Below are 24,872 nucleotides of genomic sequence, written 5' to 3'. Positions count from 1 at the left end.
GGTATGGCATGCCCGAAGGCCCCCGACAGTCCCCTGTTTCCCATTTGCTGGCAATCATGGCGCGATTGCGCGATCCTGATCATGGGTGCGACTGGGATCTGGCACAGGACTTCGCCAGCATTGCCCCCTATACCATCGAGGAAGCCTACGAAGTCGCCGATGCAATCGCGCGCGGCAATATGGCGGAACTCAAGGACGAACTCGGCGACCTCCTGCTCCAGGTCGTCTTCCACGCGCGCATGGCCGAAGAAGCCGGTCACTTCGATTTCAACGACATTGCCAACGCCATCAGCGACAAGATGGAAACGCGCCATCCGCACATATTCTCGGACGCTGGCGGCATCATGGACGAGAAACGCTGGGAAGACCTGAAGGAAACCGAGCGCGAAGCCAAGGGCGTTACCAGCGCTCTCGATGGCGTGGCGCTGGCGTTACCAGCGTTGATGCGCGCGCAGAAACTTCAGAAACGCGCCGCTCGCACGGGCTTTGACTGGCCGGACCCGTCCGGATCAGAGGCGAAAATTATCGAGGAAATAGAAGAACTCAATACGGCACCTTCAGAAGACGCCCAAATCGAGGAGGCTGGCGACCTGCTGTTTGCTGCCGTCAACTTCGTTCGTGCTCACGGCATAAGCGCAGAAGATGCCTTACGCGCCGCCAATGCAAAATTCGAACGGCGTTTTCGCGCCATGGAAGAAATGGCCGAAGGCACCTTCCCCGACCTTTCTCTCGCCGATCAGGAAAAGCTCTGGCAAAAGGTCAAAAATACCGAGTAACGTGCTGTTTTATTGACCGAGTGTGACAAACTGCCCCAATTCCTTGGGGTTGAGCCGCACGGTCACACGGCGCAGCGGCCCTTCATCCCCCTCGCCCGCGTCTTCCTCTGCCAGAACATCGCCATGCGCATGCAGCCACGCCATCCGGCGTCCATCACTCAGCGGCAGCACAAAGCTGACCTCGCGCGCAGTGCCGGTGAGAAGCGCGGCAATCCGATCCTCCAGAGCCGCAACGCCTGCGCCGGTTACGGCAGACAGGATGGCTGCACCCTGGACATCGGCAGACTCGCGCATTTCCTCAAGCATTTCAGGCGCCAGAAGATCACACTTGTTCCAGACTTCAAGTATCGGAATGCTGCTTTCACCCGTATCAGGGTCGACCACGCCGAGATCGCCGAGCACATCCATCACCTGCTTTTTCTGTGCCGCGTGGCTCGGGTTGGCCATGTCGCGGACATGGCAGATAAGGTCAGCGCCGGTCACTTCTTCAAGCGTTGCACGGAAAGCGGCGACAAGCTGCGTCGGCAGGTCGGAAATGAAACCCACGGTGTCCGACAAGATGGCTTTTTCGACCCCGGGCAGACTGATTGCCCGCATGGTCGGATCAAGGGTGGCGAACAGCAGATCCTCGGCCATCACCTCGGCCCCGGTCAGACGATTGAACAGGGTTGATTTGCCGGCATTGGTGTAACCCACCAGCGCGATAACCGGCCATGGCGCCCTGCCCCGCCGCTCACGATGGAGCGTGCGGGTCTTGCGCACCTGTTCAAGTTCACGCCGCAAGCGTGCCATGCGCTGGCGGATCATCCGCCGGTCAGCCTCGATCTGGGTTTCGCCCGGACCGCCAAGAAAGCCGAAACCGCCGCGCTGACGTTCAAGGTGGGTCCAACTGCGCACCAGACGGCTCTGCTGGTAATCGAGATGGGCCAGCTCGACCTGCAAGCGCCCTTCGGCGGTCGCCGCGCGTTCGCCAAAGATTTCAAGGATCAATCCGGTGCGGTCGATCACCTTGCGCCTGAGCCGGTCTTCAAGGTTGCGCTGCTGAATCGGCGTCAACGCTCCGTCGACGATGACCAGTTCGGCCTCGTATTGCTCGCACCAGACCGCGATGTTTTCGACCTGACCTGATCCGAACAGGGTGTTGGGCTGCATCTGCCTGACTGGCAGGATCGCGGAGTGGACAATCGCCAGTCCGATCGCGGCCGCAAGCCCTTCGGCCTCGGCAAGCCGCTCGGCCGCATCGAGATCATAGCGCAGCGCCCTGATATCCGGACACAGCACCAGCGCCCGCGCTCCGCGGGTCACTTCCTCGTCAAATTGGCTATCGAAGCTCAGTCTACCGTCCCATTGTCAGCAAGGCTGTCGTCATCATCGTCATCGCCGACGCTCAGATCGACCGCGCCTGCAGGCTGGATCGTCGAGACCGCATGCTTATAGGCGAGCTGCACCGCGCCATCGCGTTCAAGCAGCATGCAGAACAGGTCATAGGCAGCAATGCGGCCCTGCAGCATCACCCCGTTGACGAGAAACATCGTCACTTGCACCTCTGCCTCGGTCACGCGGCTCAGAAACACGTCCTGAAGCAGTTTCTGCTTCTTGCCGCCAGGCCGGCTGTGAAACTGTGCCGCATCGAGCGACTGGCCGGGCATGATGGTGGAAATCGCGTGCTTGTAGACCAGCTGCGATTGACCATCGCGGCGCAGCAGGATCGAGAAATTGTCGAACCAGGTAACAATCCCCTGCAACTTCACGCCCTTGACCAGAAACATGGTGACGGGAATCTTGCTTTTGCGCAGCAGGTTGAGGAACGCATCCTGCAGGTTGCCCTGACGTACTGCGGAAGGGGCCGCGTCGACGCCGGGCTGATCTGCGGACGCGGCGGCGCGTGTTACAGGACGGGGTGAGAGCGTTCGCCCGTTCGACATGGTCTTGGCTCCTGTTATTGGCGGCCGATATTGCGGTCCGCAGGGTCGGTAGGCCCGCCACTTCACCGAGCGACTTGCTTCCTTGGTACATAATGGCGATTGCTGCCCGAAGCGACAAGGGCTGATTTGGCCCGGGTTTCGGTTCGCTATTCCTTATCCGCTTCGTCGCGCCGATCCGCCATGCCAAGCAGCTTGAGCTTGCGATGCAGGGCTGATCGTTCCATCCCGATAAAGCTCGCGGTCTTCGAGATATTGCCCGAGAACCGGCGGATCTGGATCGAGAGATATTCGCGTTCGAAGCTTTCACGCGCCTCGCGCAGGGGCACGCCCATGATCGCCGACAGGTTTTCCCCCGCCGCGCCCAGCTGTCCCCCGGTGATTTCGGGCGGCAGCATGTCCGTTTCGACCGTATTCAGCCTTTCCCGCGGCGTCATGATGATGGTGCGTTCGACCACGTTCCTGAGCTGGCGGACGTTGCCGGGCCAGTCATAGGCCTGCAACGCAGCCATGGCTTCCGACGAAAGCTCCGGTGGAAGCACGCCCTGATCATTCGAGTAACGCGTGAAAAAGTGCTCGGCCAGAACCGGGATGTCTTCGCGCCGCTGGGCCAGCGACGGGAGCACCACCGGCACCACGTTGAGGCGGTAGAACAGATCCTCGCGGAACCGTTTTTCCGCCATCTCGACGGTCAGATCGCGCGTGGTTGACGAAACGACCCTTACGTCCACCCCGATCTGCCGCGTGCCGCCCACCCGCACGAAGCTCTGCTCGGTCAGCACCCGCAGAATGCGCGCCTGCGTGGACAGGGGCATGTCGGCGATCTCATCGAGATAGAGCGTGCCGCCATCGGCAAGTTCGAGCAGGCCCGGACGCACCTGCTTGCCATTGGCTTCCTCGCCGAACAGTTCCTGCTCAAAGCGTTCGGGCGTGATCCGGGCCGAATTGACCAGTACAAAAGCGCCTTCTGCCCGGCCGCTCCACGCGTGCAGCAATCGCGCCGCCACTTCCTTCCCCGCGCCCGGAGGGCCGGAGATAAGCACCCTGCTCCCCGTATTGGCCACGCGTTTGAGTGTGGCGCGCACCGCATTGATGGCCGGGGAATTGCCGGTAAATTCGGCGCTGCCCCAACTGCCTTCGCGCAGGCGCGAATTCTCGCGCCGCAGCCGTTCGGTCTCGGTCGCGCGCTCGACCAGCAGCAGCAGGCGCTCGGCCTCGAACGGCTTTTCGATGAAGTCCATCGCCCCGCGGCCCACGGCAGCCACTGCAGTATCGATATTGCCGTGGCCCGAAAAGATGATCACCGGAAGGCCCGGCTCGCGCGCCTTGATCGCATCGAGGAGTTCAAGCCCGTCCATCTGGCTGCCGTGCAGCCACACGTCCAGCAGCACAAGGCTCGGGCGGCGCTCGTCAATGGCGGCCAGCGCCTCGGTGCTGTCGGCAGCGGTGCGGCAGAGATAGCCCTCATCACCCAACACCCCCGCAACCAGTTCGCGGATATCGCGTTCGTCATCGACGATCAGGATTTCAAGCGCCATCGGCAGAGTCCCTTGGCTTACGGTTCATGATGTGGCGTGGCGTGCGGGGCATCAGACAGGATTGCCCCCGACCGGTTGCGGATTACGGGCAAATCGCAAGTTGACGCGGGTTCCCCCGCTGGATGTGCTGGCAAAGCTCATGTCGCCGCCGTGTTCGTCGACGATCTTGTTGACGATGGCAAGGCCAAGCCCGGTGCCTTTGTCGCGGGTGGTGACATAGGGTTCGGCCAGACGCTCGCGGTCGGCAGGAAGCCCGACCCCATTATCCTCGATCGTGACCATGATGGCCTCGCCGGCATCCTTGATGGCAACGGCGATCTCTCCCGCATATTCGCCGCGGCCCTCGCTGGCACGGGCCTCGACCGCCTCGACAGCATTCTTCAGCACGTTGGTCATTGCCTGGCCGAACTGATGCCGGTCGCAGCGCACCTCGCGGTCCAGCAGGTCAACGGATGAAACGCTGAAGGCAATGCCGGAATGCGCGACTTCCTGCAGGAACACCGATTGCCGCACAAGATCGAGTGCATCCTCATCACGGAAAACCGGCTTGGGCAGGCGCGCGAAGGACGAAAACTCGTCGACCATTTTCCTGAGGTCACCCACCTGCCGAACGATCGTGCTGGTAAGCTCGTCAAACAGCACACGATCCTCGTCCCCGACCTGCGTGCGGTAGCGCCGCTTCAACCGCTCGGTCGCCAGCTGGATCGGGGTTAGCGGATTCTTGATTTCGTGCGCGATCCGGCGCGCGACATCCGACCATGCAGCCTGACGCTGATCAAGCAGTTGGCGGGTGATATCCTCAAAGGTGATGACATGCCCGCTGGTCCCCGGCGCCACCTTGACGGCGAGCGTCAGCAACTCGGCACCCTTGGCATGGGTGATGATCGCCCGCTCCTTGCCTTCCGCGATCATCCGGCACAATTCAGGTGCCATGTCCTCAAGCGCGTGGCCGGCCATGCTTGCGCCTTCGACATTCGACTGAGCCAGCAATGACTGGGCAGAGGAATTCATCAGCGTGACGTGGTTCTTTTCGTCAACCGAGATCACCCCCGCTGTCACCGACTCGAGCACTGCCTCCATGAAGGCGCGGCGGTCATCGATTTGCCGGTTGGCCCGCACCAAAGCGCGGGTCTGTTTTTCAAGCTGGGCGGTCATGCGGTTGAACGCACGATTGAGCAGACCGATTTCATCGGCGCCGGTGCGCCCTTCGAGACGCAGCGCAAAATTGCCCTGCCCCACCTTGCGCGCCGCACCGACCAGATCGGTCAGCGGCTTCACCTGCCGATCGGCAAACCGCAGCGCAAACCAGATCGCCACGCCCACCAACAGCAGGCTGGCCGCCACCAGCGCAATATTAAAGCGCAGCTGCAACATCCGCGCACTGCCGGTCAGCCGGTCATAGGCGGTGACGATCGATTGCGCCTTCTCCCACGAATTGAACATCGTTTCTTCGGTGGTGCGGGCGTTGTAGAGATAGATGCCGCTGTCGGGATCGATCGGCGAAAGCGCCTCGATCCGCTCCGGGCTGCCGAACACGACCACGAATTCGCCTTGCTCGAGCCGCGGCAGCGCATCGTCAACAAAGTCTGACGGGCTGTTGTCCTCGGTAAGGTTGAGGATGGCAGCCGTTCGCAGGCTCCCATCGGGCATGCGCTGGAGGATGGCGCTTTCCGAGATTTTCCGGCCCTGCGCCTGGAGCGCGTAGAAATCGGGAAAATTGCCATCGGTGATCGCGACCCGTTCAAGGATGAAGCGCATGTCGCTGGCCATGGCGAGGGTTTCCTGCTGCACATCGCGCTGGTTGGCATCGTAGTAGTTCTGCGCCAGCGCATTGGCATTTTCCATCAGGCCGCGCGAATCGTCGGAAAACCAGAAATCGACCCCGGTCTGGAACAGGAAGGCGGCAAAGCCTGCCACCAGCAATGTCGGCAGCGCAGCAACCATCGAGAAGAAAAACACAAGCCGCACGTGCAGCCGCGCCGTGCTGCCCGCCGCCCGGCGCAGCGCGACCCGGCGACCGATCAGCACCAGCAGCGCCATCGCCGGTACGAGCGTTGCCATCAGTAACACCGAAACCTTCATCGTTGGCAGCAGATCGTCCGGCGCAGTTACGCGTGAATAGGTAAGATAGGTCGCTGCGATTGCCGCAAGCAGCGCGAGGGCCGACAGGATTTCGAGCCAGAGGAAGATGTTCGCACGCCGCGAAGCGACGATGAAACGCCGCCACCAACGCGGGGATTGCCTCGGTGAAAAGCTCGGCAAGCGTGACATGGGCACATCCATCGTTGCTCCTTTACAACAATGGTGTGGCAAATGTGCAAGCCGAAACTGCGGAAGGTTCGCCCAACCGTGTCAGGAAGGCTGCGAAAAGCGGTCTGGCTCCAGCCCGAGTTCACCAATCCGCTTGCGCAAGGTGTTGCGGTTTATCCCCAATAGCTGGGCCGCACGCAGCTGATTGCCTCCGGTCCGCCCGAGCGCATGTTCAATCAACGGCTTTTCGAAGGCCGCCAGCGCGCGATGATAGAGCGTTCCCGGCGGCGGCACCTCGTTTGCCAGCCACGCCGCCAACGCGGGCGCAAAGCCACCCTGTGCGTCACGGCCTGGGCCAGCACCGGGTGCGATCTCTTCGCCAATGATGTCGGCAAGGCTCTCGGCATCGATCCGATCCTCACGCGCCATCAGCGCAAGGCGATAGACGACGTTGCGCAGTTCGCGGACATTGCCGCGCCAATTGCGTTGTTCAAGCCGGCCAATCGCCTCGGGCGCAAGCGATCGCCGCGGCAAGCCATCCTCGGCAGCAAGGATCAGGAAATGCTGCGCAAGCGCGCCGATATCCTCGCGCCGCTCACGCAAAGGCGGCAGCACGATCGGCACCACATTGAGGCGATAGAACAGGTCTTCGCGGAAGGTGCCAGCGGTGATCATTGGCCCAAGGTCGCGATTCGTGGCGGCAATGATGCGGACATCGACCGCGATCTCCTGCCGGCCTCCGACCCGCCGGATACGTCCCGATTGCAACGCCCGCAGCAACCGGGTCTGGGCTTCAGCCGGCATGTCGCCGATCTCGTCGAGGAAAAGCGTTCCGCCATTGGCCTGTTCAAACTTGCCCATTGCCTGGGCGATGGCCCCGGTAAAGGCGCCCTTTTCGTGGCCGAACAGTTCACTTTCGACAAGATCAGCCGGAATTGCCGCAGTGTTGACCGCCACGAACGGCCCCGTCCGGCGGCTGCCAAGCTGATGGATCGCCTCGGCGACAAGTTCCTTGCCCGTACCGCTTTCGCCGGTGATGAGCACCGTTAGATCATTGCGCAGCACGCGGGTAATCATGCGATAGACGCTCTGCATTGCGGGGCTGCGCCCGACCAGCGGCATCCGCGCGCTGTCGCTATCGCCTTCGGGCAGGCCGCTGTCCGTCCCCGGTTCGCCGGCCGCCCTCTGGCCCGCCGCCTGACGAACGGCATGGACCAGTTCATCAAGATCGAACGGCTTGGGAAAATATTCGAAAGCCTCGCTCTCGCTCGCGCGCACTGCGGTATCGAGCGTGTTCTGGGCTGAAAGCACGATAATCGGCATGTCGGCTGCGCGTTCGCGCACCGCCTCAAGGCTCGCCAGCCCATCGCCATCTTCAAGCATGACATCGGTCAGCATGACCGCATAGCGCCTTTCAGCCAGCAGCCGATCGCGCGCGGCGATGCTGGTGCAATGCTGTATCGCAAAGCCTTCGTCCTCCAGCGCGGCCATGATGACCGTGGCGATGGCGGTGTCATCTTCGACCAGCAGAACGGTCTTCATGGTGTTTCCGGACATGGTCTAGCGCCCGCGCGGAGCTTGCGGGAGATGCAGGCGGAAGTGCGTGAGCCCGCTGCGCTGGTCGCGCTCGTGGCTGATATTGCCGTCCATGTCGCGCACCAGTTTGCGCACCAGCGACAGGCCGAGGCCCTGCCCTGATGGCTTGGACGAGACGAACGGCTCGAACACGTGATCGCGCAGATCAGGCGGAATGCCCGGCCCGTTATCGGTAATGGTGATCTCGATCGGGAGAGGAACCGGGCGCCCATGGCGAACCGCGCTGAAAGCAAGGCCGCTGGCAAAGCGGGTCTGGACCACGATCTTGGGCTCGTTATCCCCTGCGCGCGCGGCATCACCGGCATTCGAAAGCAGGTTTATCAGCACCTGCTCAAACCCATCGCGGTTAACAAGGACAGGCGGCAGCGAAGGATCAAACTCCTCGCGGATATCAACCCCGCCCCGGTTCGCTCCGGCCACGCGTATGGTTGCTACTGCCGCACGGATGGCTTCATGCGGGTTGCACGCATCGACCGGCCCGGTGCGGGTGCTGCCGAGTTCCTGCATCCGGTCGATCAGCCGCGCGATCCGATCAACCTCGTCGGTGATCATGCGGGCCAGCTTCTTGTCGGCTGGAGGAAGCTTGCGCGCAATCAGCTGACCAGCGCCGCGAATGGCGGAGAGCGGGTTCTTGATCTCGTGCGCCAGCACCGCGGGAGCGGCAAGCATTGTCTCCCCTCCCTGGTTCTGCACGACATCCTCATGGCCCATCTCCGACAGAGTGACCACCCGCCACCCGGGGAAACTTCCAAGCGGCGAGACCGTCAGGTTTGCCCGGATGACCGTGTTACCCACCGTGATCGCAAGTTCACGTGCAACAAGCGCCTCGTCGACAAGCGAAAGGCGCGTTTCAACCCGCGGATCAAGCGGGCCGATGCGCTCCGAAAGCAGAGTGCCGACAAGGCGGCTTGCGCTGGTGCCGAGCAGGTTTTCGGCTGCATGGTTCACTTCCACGATCCGTCCCGATCCGTCGATCAGCAAAACGGCAAAGATCATGCCGGCGATCTGCGCCCGCGCATCGGGATAAGCATCGATCAGGGTCGGATCGGCAGGTCCGGAAGGGCCGCCCTCCCGGGCGGGGATGCTGGCTGCCACAGGTCAGGCCGCCTGCTGCAGGCGAAAAGGTTCATAGAACCGTTCAATCTCGCCCAGCACCTGTTCGGGATCGTCGATGAAGTTGGCCTGGTTGCGGAATTCAGCCGATCCATGCAGCCCCTTAGTATACCAACCAAGGTGCTTTCGCGCCATCTTGACCCCCGTATCGCGCCCGTAATGATCCAGCATCCGGTTATAATGTTCGACCAATACGGCGTATTGTTCGTCCATGCCCGGCGTGGGTAAGGCCTCGCCGGTGCGCCACCAATGCATCACCTGCCCCAGCAGCCACGGTTTGCCATAAGCGCCCCGCCCGATCATCAATCCGTCTGCGCCCGATTGCGCGAGCGCCCTGGCTGCGTCCTCGATGGCGCAGATATCGCCGTTGACGATCACTGGAATGTTCACTGCATCCTTGACCTTGCGCACGAAACTCCAGTCGGCGCTGCCCTTGTACATCTGGTTGCGGGTCCTTCCGTGGACGGTGACCATCTGCACCCCGATATCTTCGGCCATGCGGGCGAGTTCCGGGGCGTTGAGGCTATCGTGACACCAGCCCATCCGCATCTTAACCGTAACCGGCACCTTCACTGCCTTGACGGTCGCTTCCATCAGCCGCACCGCCAGCGGCACTTCGCGCATCAGCGCGCTGCCGGCGAGCTGGCCCACGACCTTGCGCACCGGGCAGCCGAAATTGATATCGATGATCGCCGCGCCATTGCCTTCCTGCAATCTGGCGGCTTCAGCCATGCTGGCGGGATCGCAACCGACCAGCTGCATCGAAACCGGCTCCTCGATCCGGTCCCACGCGGTTTTCTGCACCGACTGGCGGGTTTCACGGATCGCCGCCTCGCTTGCCACCATTTCGGTGACGTTGAGGCCCGAGCCATAGCGCCGCACCAGCGTACGGAACGGCATGTCGGTCACCCCGGTCATTGGCGCAAGCACCACCGGTTCGGCCACTGTGACAGGGCCGATGGCGATCGGCTTAAGGGCCGGAGGGGTGGGAAGCATGCTCATGGTGCCGGTGTGCCTAATAATTGGGCAGTCGCATAGTGGATTGCCGAAAGCCCGTCCAGACCTTAAGCGCTTGCCCGCAATGGCGAGCGAGCTCCCCCTTCCCTCCTTTGCGGCGATTGTGGTTGCCGCAGGCAAGGGGCTGCGCGTTGGCGGCGAGGTGCCCAAGCAGTTCCGCAACTGGCGCGGCAAGCCGCTGCTGCGACATTCGGTGGAAGCTTTGCTTGACGGCGGGGCCGATCCACTGGTGGTCGTGATCGGCGCTGATGCACGCTCCGATGCCGAAACAGCGCTCAAAGGGATTGGCGGGGTCCGTTTTGTGACCGGCGGTGCCAGCCGACAGGATTCAGTCCGCAACGGATTGCAATCGCTTGCCGATGATGCGCCGGCACGGGTGCTGATCCACGATGCCGCCCGCCCGGATCTGCCCCGCGCCGTGATCGCGCGTCTGCTTGCCGCGCTCGCCGCCCACCCCGGCGCGATACCTGTGCTGCCAGTGGTCGACAGCATTGCCATCGCGGGCGAACAGGGCATCATGACCGGCAAGGCCGCGCGCGAGACATTGCGCCGGGTCCAGACCCCGCAGGCTTTCCGCTTTGCCGATATCCTCGCCGCGCATCAGGCGTGGCAGGGCGCGAGCGATGCTGGCGACGATGCGCAAGTGCTCATGGCAAGCTCAGGTTCAGCCGCGCTGGTCGATGGGGACGAGCGATTGAAGAAGATCACCTTTGCGGAGGACTTGGTGGAGAGCAGGCCAACCCCCGTCTTTCGGGTCGGACAGGGATATGATGTCCACCGGCTTGAACCGGGCGAGGAATTGTGGCTGTGCGGCGTGCAGATTCCGCACGACAAAGGGCTTTCAGGCCATTCGGATGCCGATGTCGCGCTCCATGCCATTACCGACGCGGTGCTTGGTGCGATCGGCGCCGGGGATATCGGCACCCATTTCCCGCCAAGCGATCCGCAGTGGCGCGGCGCGCGTTCGGGCCGGTTTCTCGAACATGCGGTCGGCCTTGCCCGCGCGGCCGGTTATGGGATCGCCAATATCGATCTCACCCTGATCTGCGAGGCACCGAAGATCGGCCCGCATCGTCCGGCCATGCGCGCCGAAGTGGCCCGGATCACCGGACTTGACGAAAGCGCGGTAAGCATCAAGGCCACCACCACCGAAAGACTCGGTTTCACCGGCCGCGGCGAAGGGATCGCCGCACAAGCCATCATTGCGCTTATCCTTGCATGAAAGGACGCCATCCATGACCAAGCGTGTTGTTGCCCCTGCCCTCGCCATCGTTGCGCTTGCCACTGCAAACGCGGCCCATGCCCAGCAGCAGGACTGCGTGGGATCAGCCGATCTTGGCGATACGGTGCTTTATGCCATGCCGATTGCCTATGATGCGGTCAGCACGACTTGTGCAAGGCAGCTCAAGGCCGATGGTTTCATCGCCCGCGATGGTGGCGCCTTCATCAACAATTTCCGCGCGCGTCAGGACAGTGCCTGGCCCGGAGCCTTTCGTCTGCTCAAGACTTTCATGGCGCAGAACAATGCCGAAAAAGGCAAGAGCGATGCTGATATGACAGCCCTGCTTTCCGCGCTTCCGGAAGAAAACCTGCGTCCCTTTGTCGACGGGTTGGTCGGCCAGATGATCGCCAAGGAAATCAAACCCGACAGCTGCGGCAAGATCGAGCGCGGGATGGAATTGCTGAGCCCCTTGCCTGCCGATAATCTGGCCGGTCTGATGGCCTTCATCGCCGAAATAGCCGATATCAAGAACCCGTCGATCTGTTCCGCCGATCCGGCAGCGGCAAAGAACTAGCTGTCCCATGCCCGGATATCTCCTCCCCGATGACATCACAGCACTCGCCGCCCGGGTCGTGGCCGAAAATGTCGCAGCCGGGCGCAAGATCGCACTCGCTGAAAGCTGTACCGGGGGTCTTGTGGCAGGCGCGCTGACCGAGATTGCCGGATCTTCCGCTGTCCTCGACCGCGGGTTCGTGAGCTATTCCAACGAAGCCAAGATGGAGATGCTTGGCGTTGCACAGGATATTGTCGAAACCTTCGGCGCGGTATCGATTGCCTGTGCATGGTCGATGGCCAAGGGCGCGCTGGAACGGTCGGGGGCCGATGTTGCAGTGGCAATCAGCGGCGTGGCCGGACCGGGCGGCGGTACGGCATTGAAACCGGTCGGCACGGTGGTATTTGCCCGGGTGGTGCGCGATGCCACTGCTGAGCCAGAAGGCGAACTCAAGTTTTTCGAAGGTGGCGACGGCCCCGATGGCCGCGCCGAAATCCGGCGTCAGGCGACGCTCTGCGCGCTTGAATTGCTACTGCCGTAAAGATCCGCCGCGCGCTTTTCAAAGGCTTCGACCATCTTGCGGAAGGCCTTGTCGAAATACTGGCCAGCGATCTTTTCGAACAAGCGGTTCTTGAAGGTGAATTCGACCAGGAAATCGATTTCACAGGTGGACTCGTCAATCGCCCGGAAGGTCCAGACATTGTCGAGATCGCTCAAGGGGCCATCGAGATAGTGGACATCGATCATGCGCGGACGTTCCTTGGCGACGCGCGACGTGAAGCTTTCACGCAGGGACTTGAAGCCCACCACCATGTCGGCGATCATTTCGGTTTCGCTGTCGGAACGAACACGGGTGGCAATAACCCATGGCAGAAACTCGCCATAGCGTCCCACGTCGGCAACAAGATCATACATCTGTTCGGCACTATAGGGCAGGCGCCGGGTTTCGCGGATGCCCGGCATCAGTCGCCCGCCCGCTCCCGCGACGCTTTGTTCACGCGTGCCAGCTTTTCCTCGCGGGCGGCGCGCATCACCGCGAAATCATCGCCCGCGTGGTAACTTGAACGGGTGAGCGGGCTGGAAGCGACCTGCAGAAAGCCCTTGGCCCGCGCGATCGCGCCATAGGCTGTAAAGGCCTTGGGGGTGACGAATTCCTCGACATTCGCGTGCTTGGGCGTCGGTTGCAGATATTGCCCCATGGTGATGAAATCGACCTCGGCCGAGCGCATGTCGTCCATCACCTGATGCACTTCGAGCCGCTGTTCACCCAGACCCAGCATGATGCCCGACTTGGTGAAGATCAGCGGGTTGTGCGCCTTCACTTCTTCGAGCAACCGCAGCGAGGCATAGTACCGCGCGCCGGGGCGGATCGTGGGATAGAGCCGCGGCACGGTTTCGAGATTGTGGTTGTAAACATCCGGCCCGGCTTCGCAGATCATTTCCACCGCACGGCGCATCTTGCCGCGAAAATCGGGCGTGAGGATCTCGATGGTGGTGCTGGGCGTGTTGCGGCGCAGGGCCTCGATCACCTTGACGAACTGCATCGCCCCGCCATCGGGCAAGTCATCGCGATCGACGCTGGTAATAACGATGTGTTCAAGCCCCATCTTGGCAGCGGCAATGGCGGTGTTTTCCGGCTCCATCGGATCGACGGCGCGCGGCATCCCGGTCTTGACGTTGCAGAACGCACAGGCCCGCGTGCAGACATCGCCGAGGATCATCACCGTCGCGTGCTTCTTGGTCCAGCACTCGCCGATATTGGGGCAGGCAGCTTCCTCGCACACGGTGTTGAGATTGAGCTCGCGCATCAGGCGGCGGGTTTCGTGATAGCCCTCGCTCACCGGCGCGCGCACGCGGATCCAGTCTGGCTTGCGCTGGCGAGCGGGGCGCTGTTTGGGCTGGTCGGGTTGCGGCGTGCTGGCGAGATCGTTCATGTCCTGCCATTTAGGGGTGCAAACCCGCTCCCGCAAGCACGTCGGGCATCACCATATCAATAGCGCGCTTGTCCGCGCCGGCAGCGCGCTGCATAACATGCCCATGGCTGAAACCACGCTCAACAACATCGCCCTGCTGATCGATGCGGATAACACCTCACCGCAGGCCATCGACCCGGTGCTGACTGTCATGGCAGAGCTTGGACAGGTCAATATCCGCCGTGCCTATGGCAATTTTGCCAAGGACAATCTTTCGCGCTGGGACAAGATCACCAACAAGTTCGGTATCCGCCCGCAGCAGCAGTTCGACATCTCCAAGGGCAAGAACGCCACCGACATGGCGATGACGATCGATGCCATCGATCTGCTGTATCAGGGCAAGGTCGATGGATTCGGGCTCATGACCTCGGACAGTGATTTCACCCCGCTCGTCACCCGGCTGCGGCAGGACGGGATCCTTGTCTATGGGTTCGGCGAGAAAAAGACCCCGGAGGCGTTTCAGGCTGTCTGCACCCGGTTTCTCTACATCGACGAACTGATCGCCAGCACAAGGGACGAGGCACCGGCTGCCAAGCTGGAGTCCACAGCGCAAATGGCAGACCTCGAAGACCTGATCCTCGCCGCCTACCGGGAGGCGAAGCGCGACGAAGAGGGGTTTGCCAGATTGCATCAGGTCGGTCAGATTGCAGGCAATCGATCGAGTTTCGATGTGCGCAATTACGGCTTCAAGAGCCTGTCGGAATTGTTCGAATCGCTCGCCAATTTCAAGCTGGAACGGCGCGCTGACAACCAGATCTGGGTCAAGCGTCTGCGCTGAATGCATCGCTGGCCGAAAACAAAAAAAAGGGGCGGCGGATCATCATCCGCCGCCCCTCCTGTAACGACCCTGACAGATCAGCTGGCGGCAGTCGCGCTGCCTTGCGCCTTCTGGGCGGCATAGGTCGCCCACAGCCGCGCAATCGGCGCACGCTGGCCGGTGACCTTGGCAAAGGTCGCCTCAGCAGCGGCGTAATCGCCCATGTTCGTCTGGGCGATGCCAAGCCGCACAAGCGCCTGATCACGGTCAACGCCGTCCATGCCGAGGCTCTTTTCGTAAAAGCGCGCGGCCTTGGCCCATTCACCATAGCTCAGGAAGGTGTTGGCTGCGGCAGTGACGGTGCGCACCCGTGCGTTTGCCGCATCGGCGTCCTTTTCGAATGAAGGCAGTTCCGCAACGTCGGCGGCGATGCGCCGTTTGGCCGAAGCCAGAGTGTCGGCAATAAATGTGTCATCCTTGCCGATCACGCCTCTGTCGTAGGCTTCCTCGATCAGGCCCTTCAGTTCCTGCGGCATCAGCAGCGCCCCGTTGCCAACGATCCCGCGATCTGCGGCCTCGACATACTGAACGTAGTCCTGCTTGTCGCGCAAGCCTCCGACAAGCTTGCTGAGCCGCAGCACATCGATCAGCACATCGGGCTCGAACTCGTTGAGATTGCGCGTGAGGTTGATCGCATCACGCCAATTGTCGCTCGAGGGATAATCGTTCACCCAACTCATCGCGAAGTCATAGGTCTGCGGGACAATCTCGTAGTTGTACCCGAAGCTGATCCCGCGGCGATACCATGCCTCTTCGATGGTTTCGCCCGCCGCCTTGCGGGCTCTGATCGTTTCGAGCAGATAATCCAGACCGCGCTGGTACTGTTGCTGCGAAAAGAACAGTTCGGACATATTCAGTTTGAGGTCGTTGGTGGTCACACCTTCCGTGGTGAAGCCGCCATCAATCGCCCGCTGAAGATAGGTCTCTGCCTTGCCATAATCGGCGAGATTGTTGGAAATCTGATAGGCCACGAAGTTGTAGCGGCCCACTTCTTCAGGCTGGAGCTTGCCACTCGAAAGCACCATTTCCACGCCCTGAATTTGCAGTGCGGGGTCCTTTGATTTGATCCCGGCATTCAGGATCAGCCCACCAGTGGCTGCCAGTTCGTCGGGCGATACGGCCATTGCCGCAAGCGATGCCAGCTGGGGCTTTACGGCATTGATATCCGCACCCTCCGCGAGCACCGCCTCGTTGGCGGGTTGATAGGCCGCAACAAATTCCGAAGAATATTGCGGCTTGGCTTCGCCCTTCTTGTCTTTCTTCTTGTCGCGCTTCTGCGCGTGGGCGGCATCGGCAAAGCCCGGCACCGCAAGGATTGCAGTCCCGCCAGCCAGTGCCAGCGCCAGGGCAAGCTGGCGCGTCAGGCCAAGCGAGCGCCGGCGGATCGAAGACAGATCGGTCAATTCTTCCTCCAGAAATTGCCGCAATCCGCGACACATGCATGCCGGGAGCGGATGAAACGTGTTGCAGCCTTTGAACGGCTTGCGACGAATTTGCAATTGTCGCTAGGCGAGCCGGGCTGAACGGCTATTGAATGGCGTCCGGCGGACTTGCGACGGCCGCGCGTGAAATGTGGAAAAACCACTGCTGTTCATGCTGCGTTCTCCTGCATAGGTGGCGAAACGCCAGCGGGAAGCCTACATGCATGGAACGATCGGCCATAATGGTCGCCGCCCCCACGCGCGGGGCCCGATAAACACTAACAGAAACGGCCCGAGCCTTGAGCGACGACAGCGAAATTCTCGATTCCCCTCCGCCTTCGCCGATGGGCGGCTTCGACCGCATCGACATCGTGGACGAGATGAAGACGAGCTATCTCGATTACGCCATGAGCGTGATCGTGAGCCGCGCGCTACCCGATGTGCGCGACGGGTTGAAGCCGGTGCACCGCCGCATCCTGTTTGCCAGCCAGGAAGGCGGGTTTGTCGCCGGGAAGCCTTACCGCAAGAGCGCCAAGATCGTTGGCGACGTGATGGGTAATTATCACCCTCACGGCGACAGCGCGATCTATGATGCGCTCGCCCGGATGACGCAGCCGTGGTCGATGCGGGTGCCGCTGATCGATGGTCAGGGCAATTTCGGCTCGATGGACCCCGATCCCCCGGCATCGATGCGTTACACCGAAGCGCGGTTGGCGCGGGTGGCGAATTCGCTGCTCGACGATCTCGACAAGGATACGGTCGATTTTACCGAGAACTATGACGGCAGCCGCAAGGAGCCGACGGTGCTGCCGGCGCGCTTCCCCAACCTGCTTGTCAACGGCGCGGGCGGGATCGCGGTCGGCATGGCGACCAACGTGCCGCCGCATAACCTTGGCGAAGTGATCGACGCCTGTTTTGCCTATATGGATAACCCGGCGATCACCTCGGAAGAGCTGATCGAATACATCCCCGGCCCGGATTTCCCCACGGCGCCCCTGATCCTCGGCACGCACGGCGCACGCTCGGCCTATACCACCGGGCGCGGATCGATCCTGATGCGTTGCCGCCACGAGGTCGAATCGACCCGCGGCGCCAAGAGCGAAGGACGTGAAAGCATCGTCTTCACCTCGATTCCCTATCAGGTGGGCAAATCGAACCTCGTCGAGAAAATCGCCGATGCCGCCAAGGAAAAGCGGATCGAGGGTATTTCCGACATCCGCGACGAATCCTCGCGCGAAGGCGTGCGCGTGGTCATCGATCTCAAGCGTGATGCCACGGCCGAGGTGGTGCTCAACCAGATCTGGCGGCACACCCCGGCGCAATCCTCGTTCCCGGCCAACATGCTGGCGATCCGCGGCGGGCGCCCGGAAACGCTGGTGCTGCGCGATTTCATCGCGGCCTTCATTTCCTTCCGCGAAGAAGTGATTACCCGGCGCACCAAGTACGAACTCGCCAAGGCGCGTGAACGGGCGCATATCTTGCTGGGTCTCGTGGTCGCGGTCTCCAACCTTGATGAGGTGGTGGTGATGATCCGCACCGCCCCCAACCCCGCCGAAGCGCGCGCGCGCCTGCTGGCCAAGGAATGGCCGATTGGCGAAATCGCGCAATATATCCGCCTGGTCGAAGCGATCGAGCCCGATGCCGAGCAAGAAGGCGGGACCTACCGCCTGTCGGAACGGCAAGTGAGGGCGATCCTCGAATTGCGCCTCCACCGCCTGACCGCGCTGGGCCGCGACGAAATCGGCGAGGAGCTGAAGGAACTGGCCTCCGCCATTTCGGAATATCTCGCGATTCTGGCTGATCGGGTCATGCTGTATGGGGTGATGCGTGACGAGCTGGCGGAAATCCGTGCCACCTATGCCACGCCGCGCCTGTCCGAAATTGCGCCTGCATGGGATGGTCTGGACGATGAGGACCTGATCGAGCGCGAGGATATGGTCGTCACGGTCACGCATGACGGTTACATCAAACGCACCAATCTCAACACCTTCCGCGCGCAGGCACGCGGCGGCAAGGGCCGCAGCGGCATGGCGACCAAGGATGAGGACGCGGTGGTCGAACTGTTCGTCACCAGCACCCACAACCCGGTGCTGTTCTTCACCAATACCGGACGCGTCTATCGCCTGAAGGTGTGGAAGCTTCCCGTCGGCGGCCCGCAGACCAAGGGACGCCCGATGGTCAACCTGTTGCCGCTGGGCGAAGATGAGCGCGTCACCAATGTGCTGCCCCTTCCCGAGGACGAGACGACCTGGGGAGGCCTCAATATCGTGTTTGCCACCGAACAAGGCATGGTGCGGCGCAATTCGATGGATGCCTTCGCCAATATCCCGACAGCCGGGAAATACGCCATGGGCTTTGTCGAAGGATCGGGCGATCGCCTGATCGGGGTGCAATTGCTGACCGAGGAGCAGGAAATCTTCCTTGCCAGCGATAGCGGCAAATCGATCCGGTTTTCGGCCACTGATGCGCGCGAAACCAAAAGCCGCACCGGCATTGGTGTGCGCGGGATGAGCCTCAAGAAAGGCGGCAAGGTTGTCAGCATGGCGGTGCTTGATCAGCTCACCGCCGACATGGAAACCCGCGAAGCTTACCTGCGGGCTGCCGCGTGGAAGAACAATGATGCCGTCCCGACCTTGCCGCCGGAAAAGATGGCGATGATGGCGGAAAGCGAAGAATTCATCCTCACCATGACCGCCAATGGCTATGGCAAGATTTCCTCTGCCTATGAATACCGCACCATCGGACGCGGGGGCCAGGGGATTACGAATATCGGAACACCTGAAAGCAACCCTGAACGCAACGGCCCGGTCGTCGCCAGCTTCCCGGTGCGCCACGGATCGCAGTTGATGCTGGTTACCGATCAGGCCAAGCTGATCCGGCTGGGGATTGATCTGCGCCACTTGATCGAAGGCGGATTCGACAATCTCAAGGGGTTCTCGATTTCCGGTCGCAGTTCGTCGGGCGTGCGCATTTTCGATGTCGCCAAGGGTGAACATATCGTCGGCGCAGCGCTGATCGACGAGACCGAGGAGCCGGAAAACGCCGCCGAGGAAGCCATTGCCGCGGAACTTTCAGGCGATAACGGAACGCCCGTCGCCTGATCCGCTATTGCGCGACGTGATGAAAAAATGGGCAGTCGGCGCGTGCACCGGCTGCCCTTTTTTATATGATTACAAAACAGGCAGCCCCTACCTGACCGGCTGTTCGCCGCGCAGGCATTGCACCACGCCGGTGGCGATCATCACCTGTCCGGCATAGTAGAGCGGCCAGATCAACAGGTCGGGCAACACGCCCAGATCGAAACTGCCGGCGCGCGAAAAGATCAGCCAGTCGCTGATCACAAACAGGACTGCGCCCGTTCCCACCCGATAGCGCGGGAAGCGGCTGACCCACGCCGCCGCGGCCATTGCGCCAAGGAACGCCCCGTAAAGCGCGATCTCGGCCTTACCGCTCAGCAGGTAGCTCACCAGCGGGGTCGCGATGAACAGTGCCAGACCGAGCATCCGCTGGCTGGGCGATTTGCGCGGGCGCGGATTGCGCAAATAAAGCACCACCGCAACGCAATGCGCGGCTGTGAAGAATGCCCCGCCGACCGTGAAGTAAAGCTCGATTGCCACATCCCCGGCCGCCGCCAGCACCAGCGCTGTCACCAGCAGGGCGCCATCCAGTCCGCGCCGTTCGGGCGGCACCCGCAGCCATGCATAAATTGTGAGCAGCCCGACCGCAGCGCCTTTGGCAAGCAGCCCCCACGTCCCCTCGCCCAGCGGGTTATCGCGCAAGAAATAGAATGCGCCCGCTGCCGCGATACTGGCCAGCAGCCATGGCCGTTGCTGGATCAGCGCCTGTTTTGCCATCCCTGTGAATTCCCTTGCAGAGCCCTTGGGGCTTGCAGCCGGGCTATCACGCAATTACCTGCCCCGCCATGACAGCGTCAGCGACTATTCACGATGTTCACATCATCGGCGGCGGGCTCGCCGGGAGCGAGGCGGCGTGGCAGCTTGCCCGGCGCGGCGTGAAGGTGCGGCTGTCCGAGATGCGCGGGACCGGCGAAATGACTCCGGCGCACCAGACCGATGGGCTTGCCGAACTGGTTTGCTCAAATTCGTTCCGCTCGGACGACGACACGAAGAACGCGGTCGGACTGCTGCACCACGAGATGCGCGAACTCGACAGCCTTGTCATGCGCGCGGGGCATATCGCGCAGGTGCCTGCGGGCAGCGCAATGGCGGTTGATCGCGATGTGTTCTCCGCCGAGGTCGAAAAGGCGCTCGGCAACCATCCGAACATCACCATCGTTCGGGAACGGGTGGACAGCCTGCCCGCCGCAGGGCTCACCATTGTCGCCACCGGGCCGCTCACGGCAGAGGCACTTGCCGCCAGCATCGTCAGGGCCACCGGTAACGAGCGGCTCGCCTTTTTCGACGCCATTGCTCCGATCATCCACCGCGACAGCATCGACATGAGCAAATGCTGGATCCAGTCGCGCTGGAACAAGCGGACCGAGGCTTCGAACGAAGGCGGGGACTATATCAACTGCCCGATGACGCAGGAACAGTATCTGGCCTTCCACAAGGGCCTGATCGAAGGTGAAAAGTCCGAATTCAAGCAGTGGGAAAAGGACACGCCCTATTTCAACGGCTGCATGCCGATCGAGGTGATGGCGGAACGCGGGGTGGAAACGCTACGCTATGGCCCGATGAAGGGCGTGGGGCTGGATAACCCCTTCGACACCAGCCCGGAGTTTCCGCAAGGACGCTGGCCCTATGCCGTGGTGCAATTGCGGCAGGACAACAAGCTGGGCACGCTGTGGAACATGGTGGGCTTTCAGACCAAGCTCAAATATGCCGCGCAGGTGGAACTGTTCCGCACGATTCCGGGACTGGAGAATGCGGAGTTTGCGCGGCTTGGCGGCTTGCATCGCAACACCTTCCTCAATTCGCCGCAGGTGCTCGACCGCCAGCTGCGCCTGCGCGCCGCGCCGCATATCCGCTTTGCCGGCCAGGTGACGGGCTGCGAAGGCTATGTCGAAAGCGCGGCCATCGGCCTTGTGGCCGGGATGATGACCGCAGCCGAACTGGGCGGTCGGGATTGGCAGCCCCTGCCCTCCACCACTGCGCTGGGCGCGCTGCTCAGCCATATCACCGGCGATGCCGAGGCCGAGACCTTTCAGCCCATGAACGTCAATTTCGGTCTGTTCCCGCCGCTCCACGAAGTCGGCAAGAAGGTGCGCAAGGAAGCCTATACCAGCCGCGCGAAGGCCGATCTGGCGCGCTGGATCGCCGCAACGCGCGAGGCCTTGCCGGCCTGATCAGCATTTGCAGGCGGGCTTTTTCGCTGCCGGCTTGGGCGCAGTGGTGGCGAATTCACGCGGGGTGAGCCGCTCGTCGCCATCCGCATCGGCGTTTTCGAAACGCCTGACCGTCGTTACCGCCCATTCCTCGAACGTCAGCAAATTGTTCCCGTCGACATCGAGCGCGCGAAACGCGTCGGTACGGGTCGAGAGCATTTCATTGCGGGTAATGATCCCGTCACGATTGCGATCATAGCGGTAGAAGCGTTGCTGCTCCCGCGTAAGGTCGCTGACTTCGGGCGGCGTGGGGCCCTGCATGTCGCCTGGGTCGGTCACCGGCAGGTCTTCGGGATCGGGCGCTGGTGCCTCGGCGACGGGCGGCGGCGGCGCATTGGATTCAACCGCCGCGCGGCCTTGCCACCAGAACATCCCGATTCCGGCCATGCCCAGTCCGCCAACCACCCCGATAATCATCTGACGCAACGGTCTGCCCCCTGTTGCTGAACGATTCCCGCAATATACGCCTTTCAGACCCGGAAGATAGCCGCCTGCAAGACTGCAAGCGATGCGCCCCTTCCTGCCATGAGCGGTACACCTCCCAGCCTGACTGACCGCCGCGCCAGTGCCGCAAGCACGGCCAGGCCGCGCAGATCACGGGGCATTTTGCCGATTCGATCACAGCATTCGCGCGCCGCTTCAAGAAACAGCGCCCGCTCGGCCGGGTCGGACATCGCGATCGCCGCATCGGTCAGCGCCCAGCATCGCGCCCCTTGCGCGACAACCGGGCGCTGCCCATCCTTAAGATCATCACTCAGCGCCATGAACGGCGCGGCCCGGCCCGCCGCAAAATCGGCAATGGCAACCAAATCCAGAGCCGTTTCGCCGATCAGCACTTCCCAGCCATCGATCATGGCGATCAGACCGGCCTCATGCCCGCCCCAGACCATTCCGATCCCGTCGAGCACCGCGTCACCGCGCGGCCGCGCGGCCTTGGGCTGACGCAGTGCATCGCGCCACCAGGCAAGCCGCATCTGCCCCAGCATCGGTTCGCTGGTGCGCGCAACAATCCGGGCGAGGCGCCGATCAAGCTGGAGCAACATGGTTAACCGCGCGCGAACCTCTTGCGGGCTCCATGCCAGCGCGAGCGCAGCCTCGGGCGGCAGGATTTCGGTTTCCTCGCTCATCACGGCAATGCGCCTAGCCGCGGCGGCGAAGGATTGGCAAGCGAGGTGTCCCCTAACGGCACAAAGGCCATCATCGGCAACCCTCATTGCAGCGTTAGGACCCGGTTAACCAAGCCTTTTCGCAATCCGCTTACCAGACCGTCTTATGGCGGTCCGGTGCGACTGGAATTTCCCTTATTTCAAGGGGAATGATCAGGGAAGGACGAGAATTCGATGGGGCAAGACAAACACCAGCGACGAGCGTTTCTCCGTTCGCTCGTGCGCGACCGGACCGCGAATACGCTCGCCATCGCGGCAGCGGCGATGATCCCGCTGGTGGCGATGGTTGGCGGCGGCGTTGACGCAAGCCGGTATTTCATGACCGCATCGCGCATGCAGGCAGCCTGTGACGCAGGCGCCCTCGCCGCGCGGCGCGCCATGCTGGATGACACCTTCACCAACGAACACAAGCAGCTCGGGCTCGATTTCTTCGATCAGAACTTTTCCGATGGCATGTTCGGTATCGAGAGTGGTCAGCGCGATTACACCAGCGATGGCCAAGGCCTGGTCACCGGCACGGCCAGCGGCACCCTGCCGACCAGCATCATGGGGATGTTCGGCTACGACAATTTCACGATCGACGTGAGCTGTACGTCGGAAATCAACATTTCGAACACCGACATCATGTTCGTCCTCGACGTGACCGGGTCGATGGCGTGTTTGCCAAATAACTCCAGCTGCTCCTCCGGCCCGGATTCGAAGATTGCGTCGCTGCGTTCGGCCGTGATCAATTTCTATGACACAGTGGAAAGCGCCACATCCAATAGCGCACAGGTGCGGTACGGCTTCGTACCCTATTCGCAGCAGGTCAATGTCGGCTTCTCGATCCCGCGCGAATTCATGGCGGACCGCCACACCTACCAATCACGCGTCGCCCGTTTCCGTGAAGACATCACCATTATTCCGGAAGTCCCCGGCAATGGAATCAATGTTGGCGATGAGATTGTGATCTCCGACCAGTTTGAATGGTTACCGCGGTCGCTGTCGAACTTCAATTCAAACAACATGAATCATTATCGTTTCCGCACCAGCGGAAGCAGTGCGCGCAACAGCGCGCAGAATTTCTGCTGGAACACACTGCCCGGCACCTACAACGTCGGCGGGGACACCTGGGAAATCTTTTCCGGCACGCAGTATTACACTGACGTCTGGAGCGGAGGCAACTCCAACAACCGCGGCGCTTGCGCCGGACGGGTGCGCAAGACCCGGATTGCGACTCAGGACGACGTGATCCCGTTCCAGCCGGAACAGGAGATCCGCAACATCGTGTGGCAGGATTATCTCTATTGCCCGGTCGATACGGCTGCCGCTACGCCATGCGGGGTCACCAACCCGGCCGGCAGCCCGGCCGGTTGGGAAACAGTCGACCTCGCCACGCTTTATGATGACAACCAGATCCTGCTGCCGACCGGCAACGAGGGCGCGATGGTCAATCACACGTGGGATGGCTGCGTTGAAGAAGCAGCGACCGTCGATACCGGCACCTATAATCCGCTGCCAGCCAATGCGTTTGACATCAACATCAACCTTGTGCCCGCAAACGAGGCGCAAATGTGGAAGCCCGCGCTGCGCAATGCGGTGTGGTGGCAGCAAAACCCGCTTGTACGGACTGGTGAACAGACCCGTCCCGGCTACATCTGCCCCGCAGCGGCGCGCAAGCTGAGCGAAATCAGCAGGGCGGATCTCACCACCTATGTCAACGGTCTCGATGCCGACGGCCAGACCTATCACGATATCGGCATGACCTGGGGCGCACGCTTCATTTCGCCGCGCGGTATCTTTGCCGCAGAAAACGCGTCCGCGCCCAATGGCGATGCGATTGCGCGCCACATCGTGTTCATGACCGATGGTGAGCAGGTGAACTCCAACGGGAACTATTCCACCCACGGTATCGAATTCTGGGACCGCCGCATCACCGGCGATGGTAACGGGTCGACCGAAATCACCCGCCGCGCGGCCCGTCTGCAAGCTGTGTGCAGGGCTGCCCGGCAGGAAAACATCACCGTCTGGGTGGTCGCTTTCGGGACCACGCTGACGCAGAACCTGATTGACTGCGCTTCGCCCGGCCGTGCGTTCCAGGCCAACGATTCGGCCACACTCAACGCCCGGTTCCAGGAAATCGCGCAGAGGATCGCCGCCCTGAGGCTTACGTCATGATCCG

21 protein-coding genes are annotated in these 24,872 nt (G+C 62.0%); 8 read left to right on the top strand and 13 right to left on the bottom strand.

The window, feature by feature from the left end; all coding sequences use genetic code 11:
* The first annotated feature begins 8 nt into the window (after positions 1-8).
* On the top strand, positions 9-776 hold the full coding sequence (gene mazG / locus BUA05_RS05365) for a nucleoside triphosphate pyrophosphohydrolase (RefSeq protein WP_072673632.1): 768 nt from the start codon (positions 9-11) through the stop codon (positions 774-776).
* Between the two features lie 9 nt (positions 777-785).
* On the opposite strand, the gene hflX is transcribed toward mazG, so the two are convergent.
* The 7 genes from hflX to dusB all read right to left on the bottom strand — a co-directional run bounded on the left by hflX (position 786) and on the right by dusB (position 10,197).
* Positions 786-2,081: a GTPase HflX gene (hflX, locus tag BUA05_RS05360; protein WP_084662484.1), complete on the bottom strand. Its 1,296-nt coding sequence runs from the start codon at positions 2,079-2,081 to the stop codon at positions 786-788.
* 26 nt (positions 2,082-2,107) lie between these two features.
* On the bottom strand, positions 2,108-2,701 hold the full coding sequence (hfq, locus tag BUA05_RS05355; protein WP_072673630.1) for an RNA chaperone Hfq: 594 nt from the start codon (positions 2,699-2,701) through the stop codon (positions 2,108-2,110).
* A gap of 146 nt (positions 2,702-2,847) precedes the next feature.
* On the bottom strand, positions 2,848-4,236 hold the full coding sequence (gene ntrX, locus BUA05_RS05350) for a nitrogen assimilation response regulator NtrX (RefSeq protein WP_072673629.1): 1,389 nt from the start codon (positions 4,234-4,236) through the stop codon (positions 2,848-2,850).
* 51 nt (positions 4,237-4,287) lie between these two features.
* Positions 4,288-6,519 (bottom strand): sensor histidine kinase, encoded by a 2,232-nt coding sequence (locus BUA05_RS05345; RefSeq protein WP_084662483.1) that lies wholly within the window; start codon positions 6,517-6,519, stop codon positions 4,288-4,290.
* 69 nt (positions 6,520-6,588) lie between these two features.
* Positions 6,589-8,028, bottom strand: coding sequence for a sigma-54-dependent transcriptional regulator (locus BUA05_RS05340; RefSeq protein ID WP_245790095.1), 1,440 nt, complete (start codon positions 8,026-8,028; stop codon positions 6,589-6,591).
* Between the two features lie 18 nt (positions 8,029-8,046).
* The gene (locus BUA05_RS05335; protein ID WP_245790094.1) at positions 8,047-9,177 is read right to left on the bottom strand and encodes a two-component system sensor histidine kinase NtrB; all 1,131 of its coding nucleotides are present in this window, start codon (positions 9,175-9,177) and stop codon (positions 8,047-8,049) included.
* Positions 9,178-9,180: 3 nt separating this feature from the next.
* Positions 9,181-10,197 carry a tRNA dihydrouridine synthase DusB gene (gene dusB, locus BUA05_RS05330; protein ID WP_072673627.1) on the bottom strand — a complete coding sequence of 339 codons (1,017 nt, stop codon included), beginning with the start codon at positions 10,195-10,197 and terminating at the stop codon, positions 9,181-9,183.
* 79 nt (positions 10,198-10,276) lie between these two features.
* On the opposite strand from dusB, the gene BUA05_RS05325 reads away from it, so the two are divergent.
* Genes BUA05_RS05325 through BUA05_RS05315 form a run of 3 tightly spaced genes read left to right on the top strand, consistent with a single transcriptional unit; the run spans position 10,277 to position 12,528 of the window.
* The gene (locus BUA05_RS05325; protein ID WP_072673626.1) at positions 10,277-11,434 is read left to right on the top strand and encodes a bifunctional 2-C-methyl-D-erythritol 4-phosphate cytidylyltransferase/2-C-methyl-D-erythritol 2,4-cyclodiphosphate synthase; all 1,158 of its coding nucleotides are present in this window, start codon (positions 10,277-10,279) and stop codon (positions 11,432-11,434) included.
* 13 nt (positions 11,435-11,447) lie between these two features.
* A complete protein-coding gene (locus BUA05_RS05320; RefSeq protein ID WP_072673625.1) occupies positions 11,448-12,008 on the top strand; it encodes a hypothetical protein in 561 nt (186 codons plus the stop codon).
* Between the two features lie 7 nt (positions 12,009-12,015).
* Positions 12,016-12,528, top strand: a complete 513-nt coding sequence (locus BUA05_RS05315) for a CinA family protein (RefSeq protein WP_072673624.1) — start codon at positions 12,016-12,018, stop codon at positions 12,526-12,528.
* Here BUA05_RS05315 and BUA05_RS05310 read toward each other — a convergent pair.
* Complete coding sequence (locus tag BUA05_RS05310) at positions 12,489-12,950, bottom strand: type II toxin-antitoxin system RatA family toxin (RefSeq protein ID WP_072673623.1); 462 nt, start codon at positions 12,948-12,950, stop codon at positions 12,489-12,491. The two genes, BUA05_RS05315 and BUA05_RS05310, sit on opposite strands and share 40 nt — an antisense overlap.
* A complete protein-coding gene (lipA, locus tag BUA05_RS05305) occupies positions 12,950-13,921 on the bottom strand; it encodes a lipoyl synthase (protein WP_072673622.1) in 972 nt (323 codons plus the stop codon). The genes BUA05_RS05310 and lipA overlap by 1 nt, the downstream gene beginning before the upstream one ends.
* Before the next feature lie 103 nt (positions 13,922-14,024).
* Here lipA and BUA05_RS05300 point away from each other — a divergent pair, with 103 nt between their 5' ends.
* Entirely contained in the window at positions 14,025-14,738 is a 714-nt protein-coding gene (locus BUA05_RS05300; protein ID WP_072673721.1) for an NYN domain-containing protein, read from the top strand.
* Positions 14,739-14,815: 77 nt separating this feature from the next.
* Here the strand turns inward: BUA05_RS05300 and BUA05_RS05295 are convergent, their stop codons facing one another.
* Positions 14,816-16,180 carry a tetratricopeptide repeat protein gene (locus tag BUA05_RS05295; protein WP_143150262.1) on the bottom strand — a complete coding sequence of 455 codons (1,365 nt, stop codon included), beginning with the start codon at positions 16,178-16,180 and terminating at the stop codon, positions 14,816-14,818.
* A gap of 317 nt (positions 16,181-16,497) precedes the next feature.
* Here BUA05_RS05295 and gyrA point away from each other — a divergent pair, with 317 nt between their 5' ends.
* The gene (gene gyrA / locus BUA05_RS05290; protein WP_072673620.1) at positions 16,498-19,299 is read left to right on the top strand and encodes a DNA gyrase subunit A; all 2,802 of its coding nucleotides are present in this window, start codon (positions 16,498-16,500) and stop codon (positions 19,297-19,299) included.
* A gap of 87 nt (positions 19,300-19,386) precedes the next feature.
* Here the strand turns inward: gyrA and BUA05_RS05285 are convergent, their stop codons facing one another.
* Positions 19,387-20,052 carry a lysoplasmalogenase family protein gene (locus BUA05_RS05285; protein ID WP_072673619.1) on the bottom strand — a complete coding sequence of 222 codons (666 nt, stop codon included), beginning with the start codon at positions 20,050-20,052 and terminating at the stop codon, positions 19,387-19,389.
* Between the two features lie 68 nt (positions 20,053-20,120).
* Between BUA05_RS05285 and trmFO the strand changes: the two genes are divergently transcribed.
* Positions 20,121-21,506: a methylenetetrahydrofolate--tRNA-(uracil(54)-C(5))-methyltransferase (FADH(2)-oxidizing) TrmFO gene (gene trmFO / locus BUA05_RS05280; RefSeq protein ID WP_072673618.1), complete on the top strand. Its 1,386-nt coding sequence runs from the start codon at positions 20,121-20,123 to the stop codon at positions 21,504-21,506.
* Here the strand turns inward: trmFO and BUA05_RS05275 are convergent, their stop codons facing one another.
* Both BUA05_RS05275 and BUA05_RS05270 read right to left on the bottom strand, forming a co-directional pair.
* Entirely contained in the window at positions 21,507-21,962 is a 456-nt protein-coding gene (locus tag BUA05_RS05275) for an EF-hand domain-containing protein (RefSeq protein WP_086616517.1), read from the bottom strand. It abuts the gene before it with no gap.
* Between the two features lie 53 nt (positions 21,963-22,015).
* Entirely contained in the window at positions 22,016-22,672 is a 657-nt protein-coding gene (locus tag BUA05_RS05270) for a squalene/phytoene synthase family protein (RefSeq protein WP_072673616.1), read from the bottom strand.
* Positions 22,673-22,930: 258 nt separating this feature from the next.
* Here BUA05_RS05270 and BUA05_RS05265 point away from each other — a divergent pair, with 258 nt between their 5' ends.
* Positions 22,931-24,868, top strand: a complete 1,938-nt coding sequence (locus BUA05_RS05265) for a pilus assembly protein TadG-related protein (RefSeq protein ID WP_178139143.1) — start codon at positions 22,931-22,933, stop codon at positions 24,866-24,868.
* The last annotated feature ends 4 nt before the right edge of the window (positions 24,869-24,872 follow it).

It is taken from the genome of Erythrobacter sanguineus (assembly GCF_900143235.1).
Lineage (GTDB): Bacteria > Pseudomonadota > Alphaproteobacteria > Sphingomonadales > Sphingomonadaceae > Erythrobacter > Erythrobacter sanguineus.
Note: the sequence above shows the minus strand (reverse complement) of the source record. Positions and strands in the feature narration are given on the sequence as shown.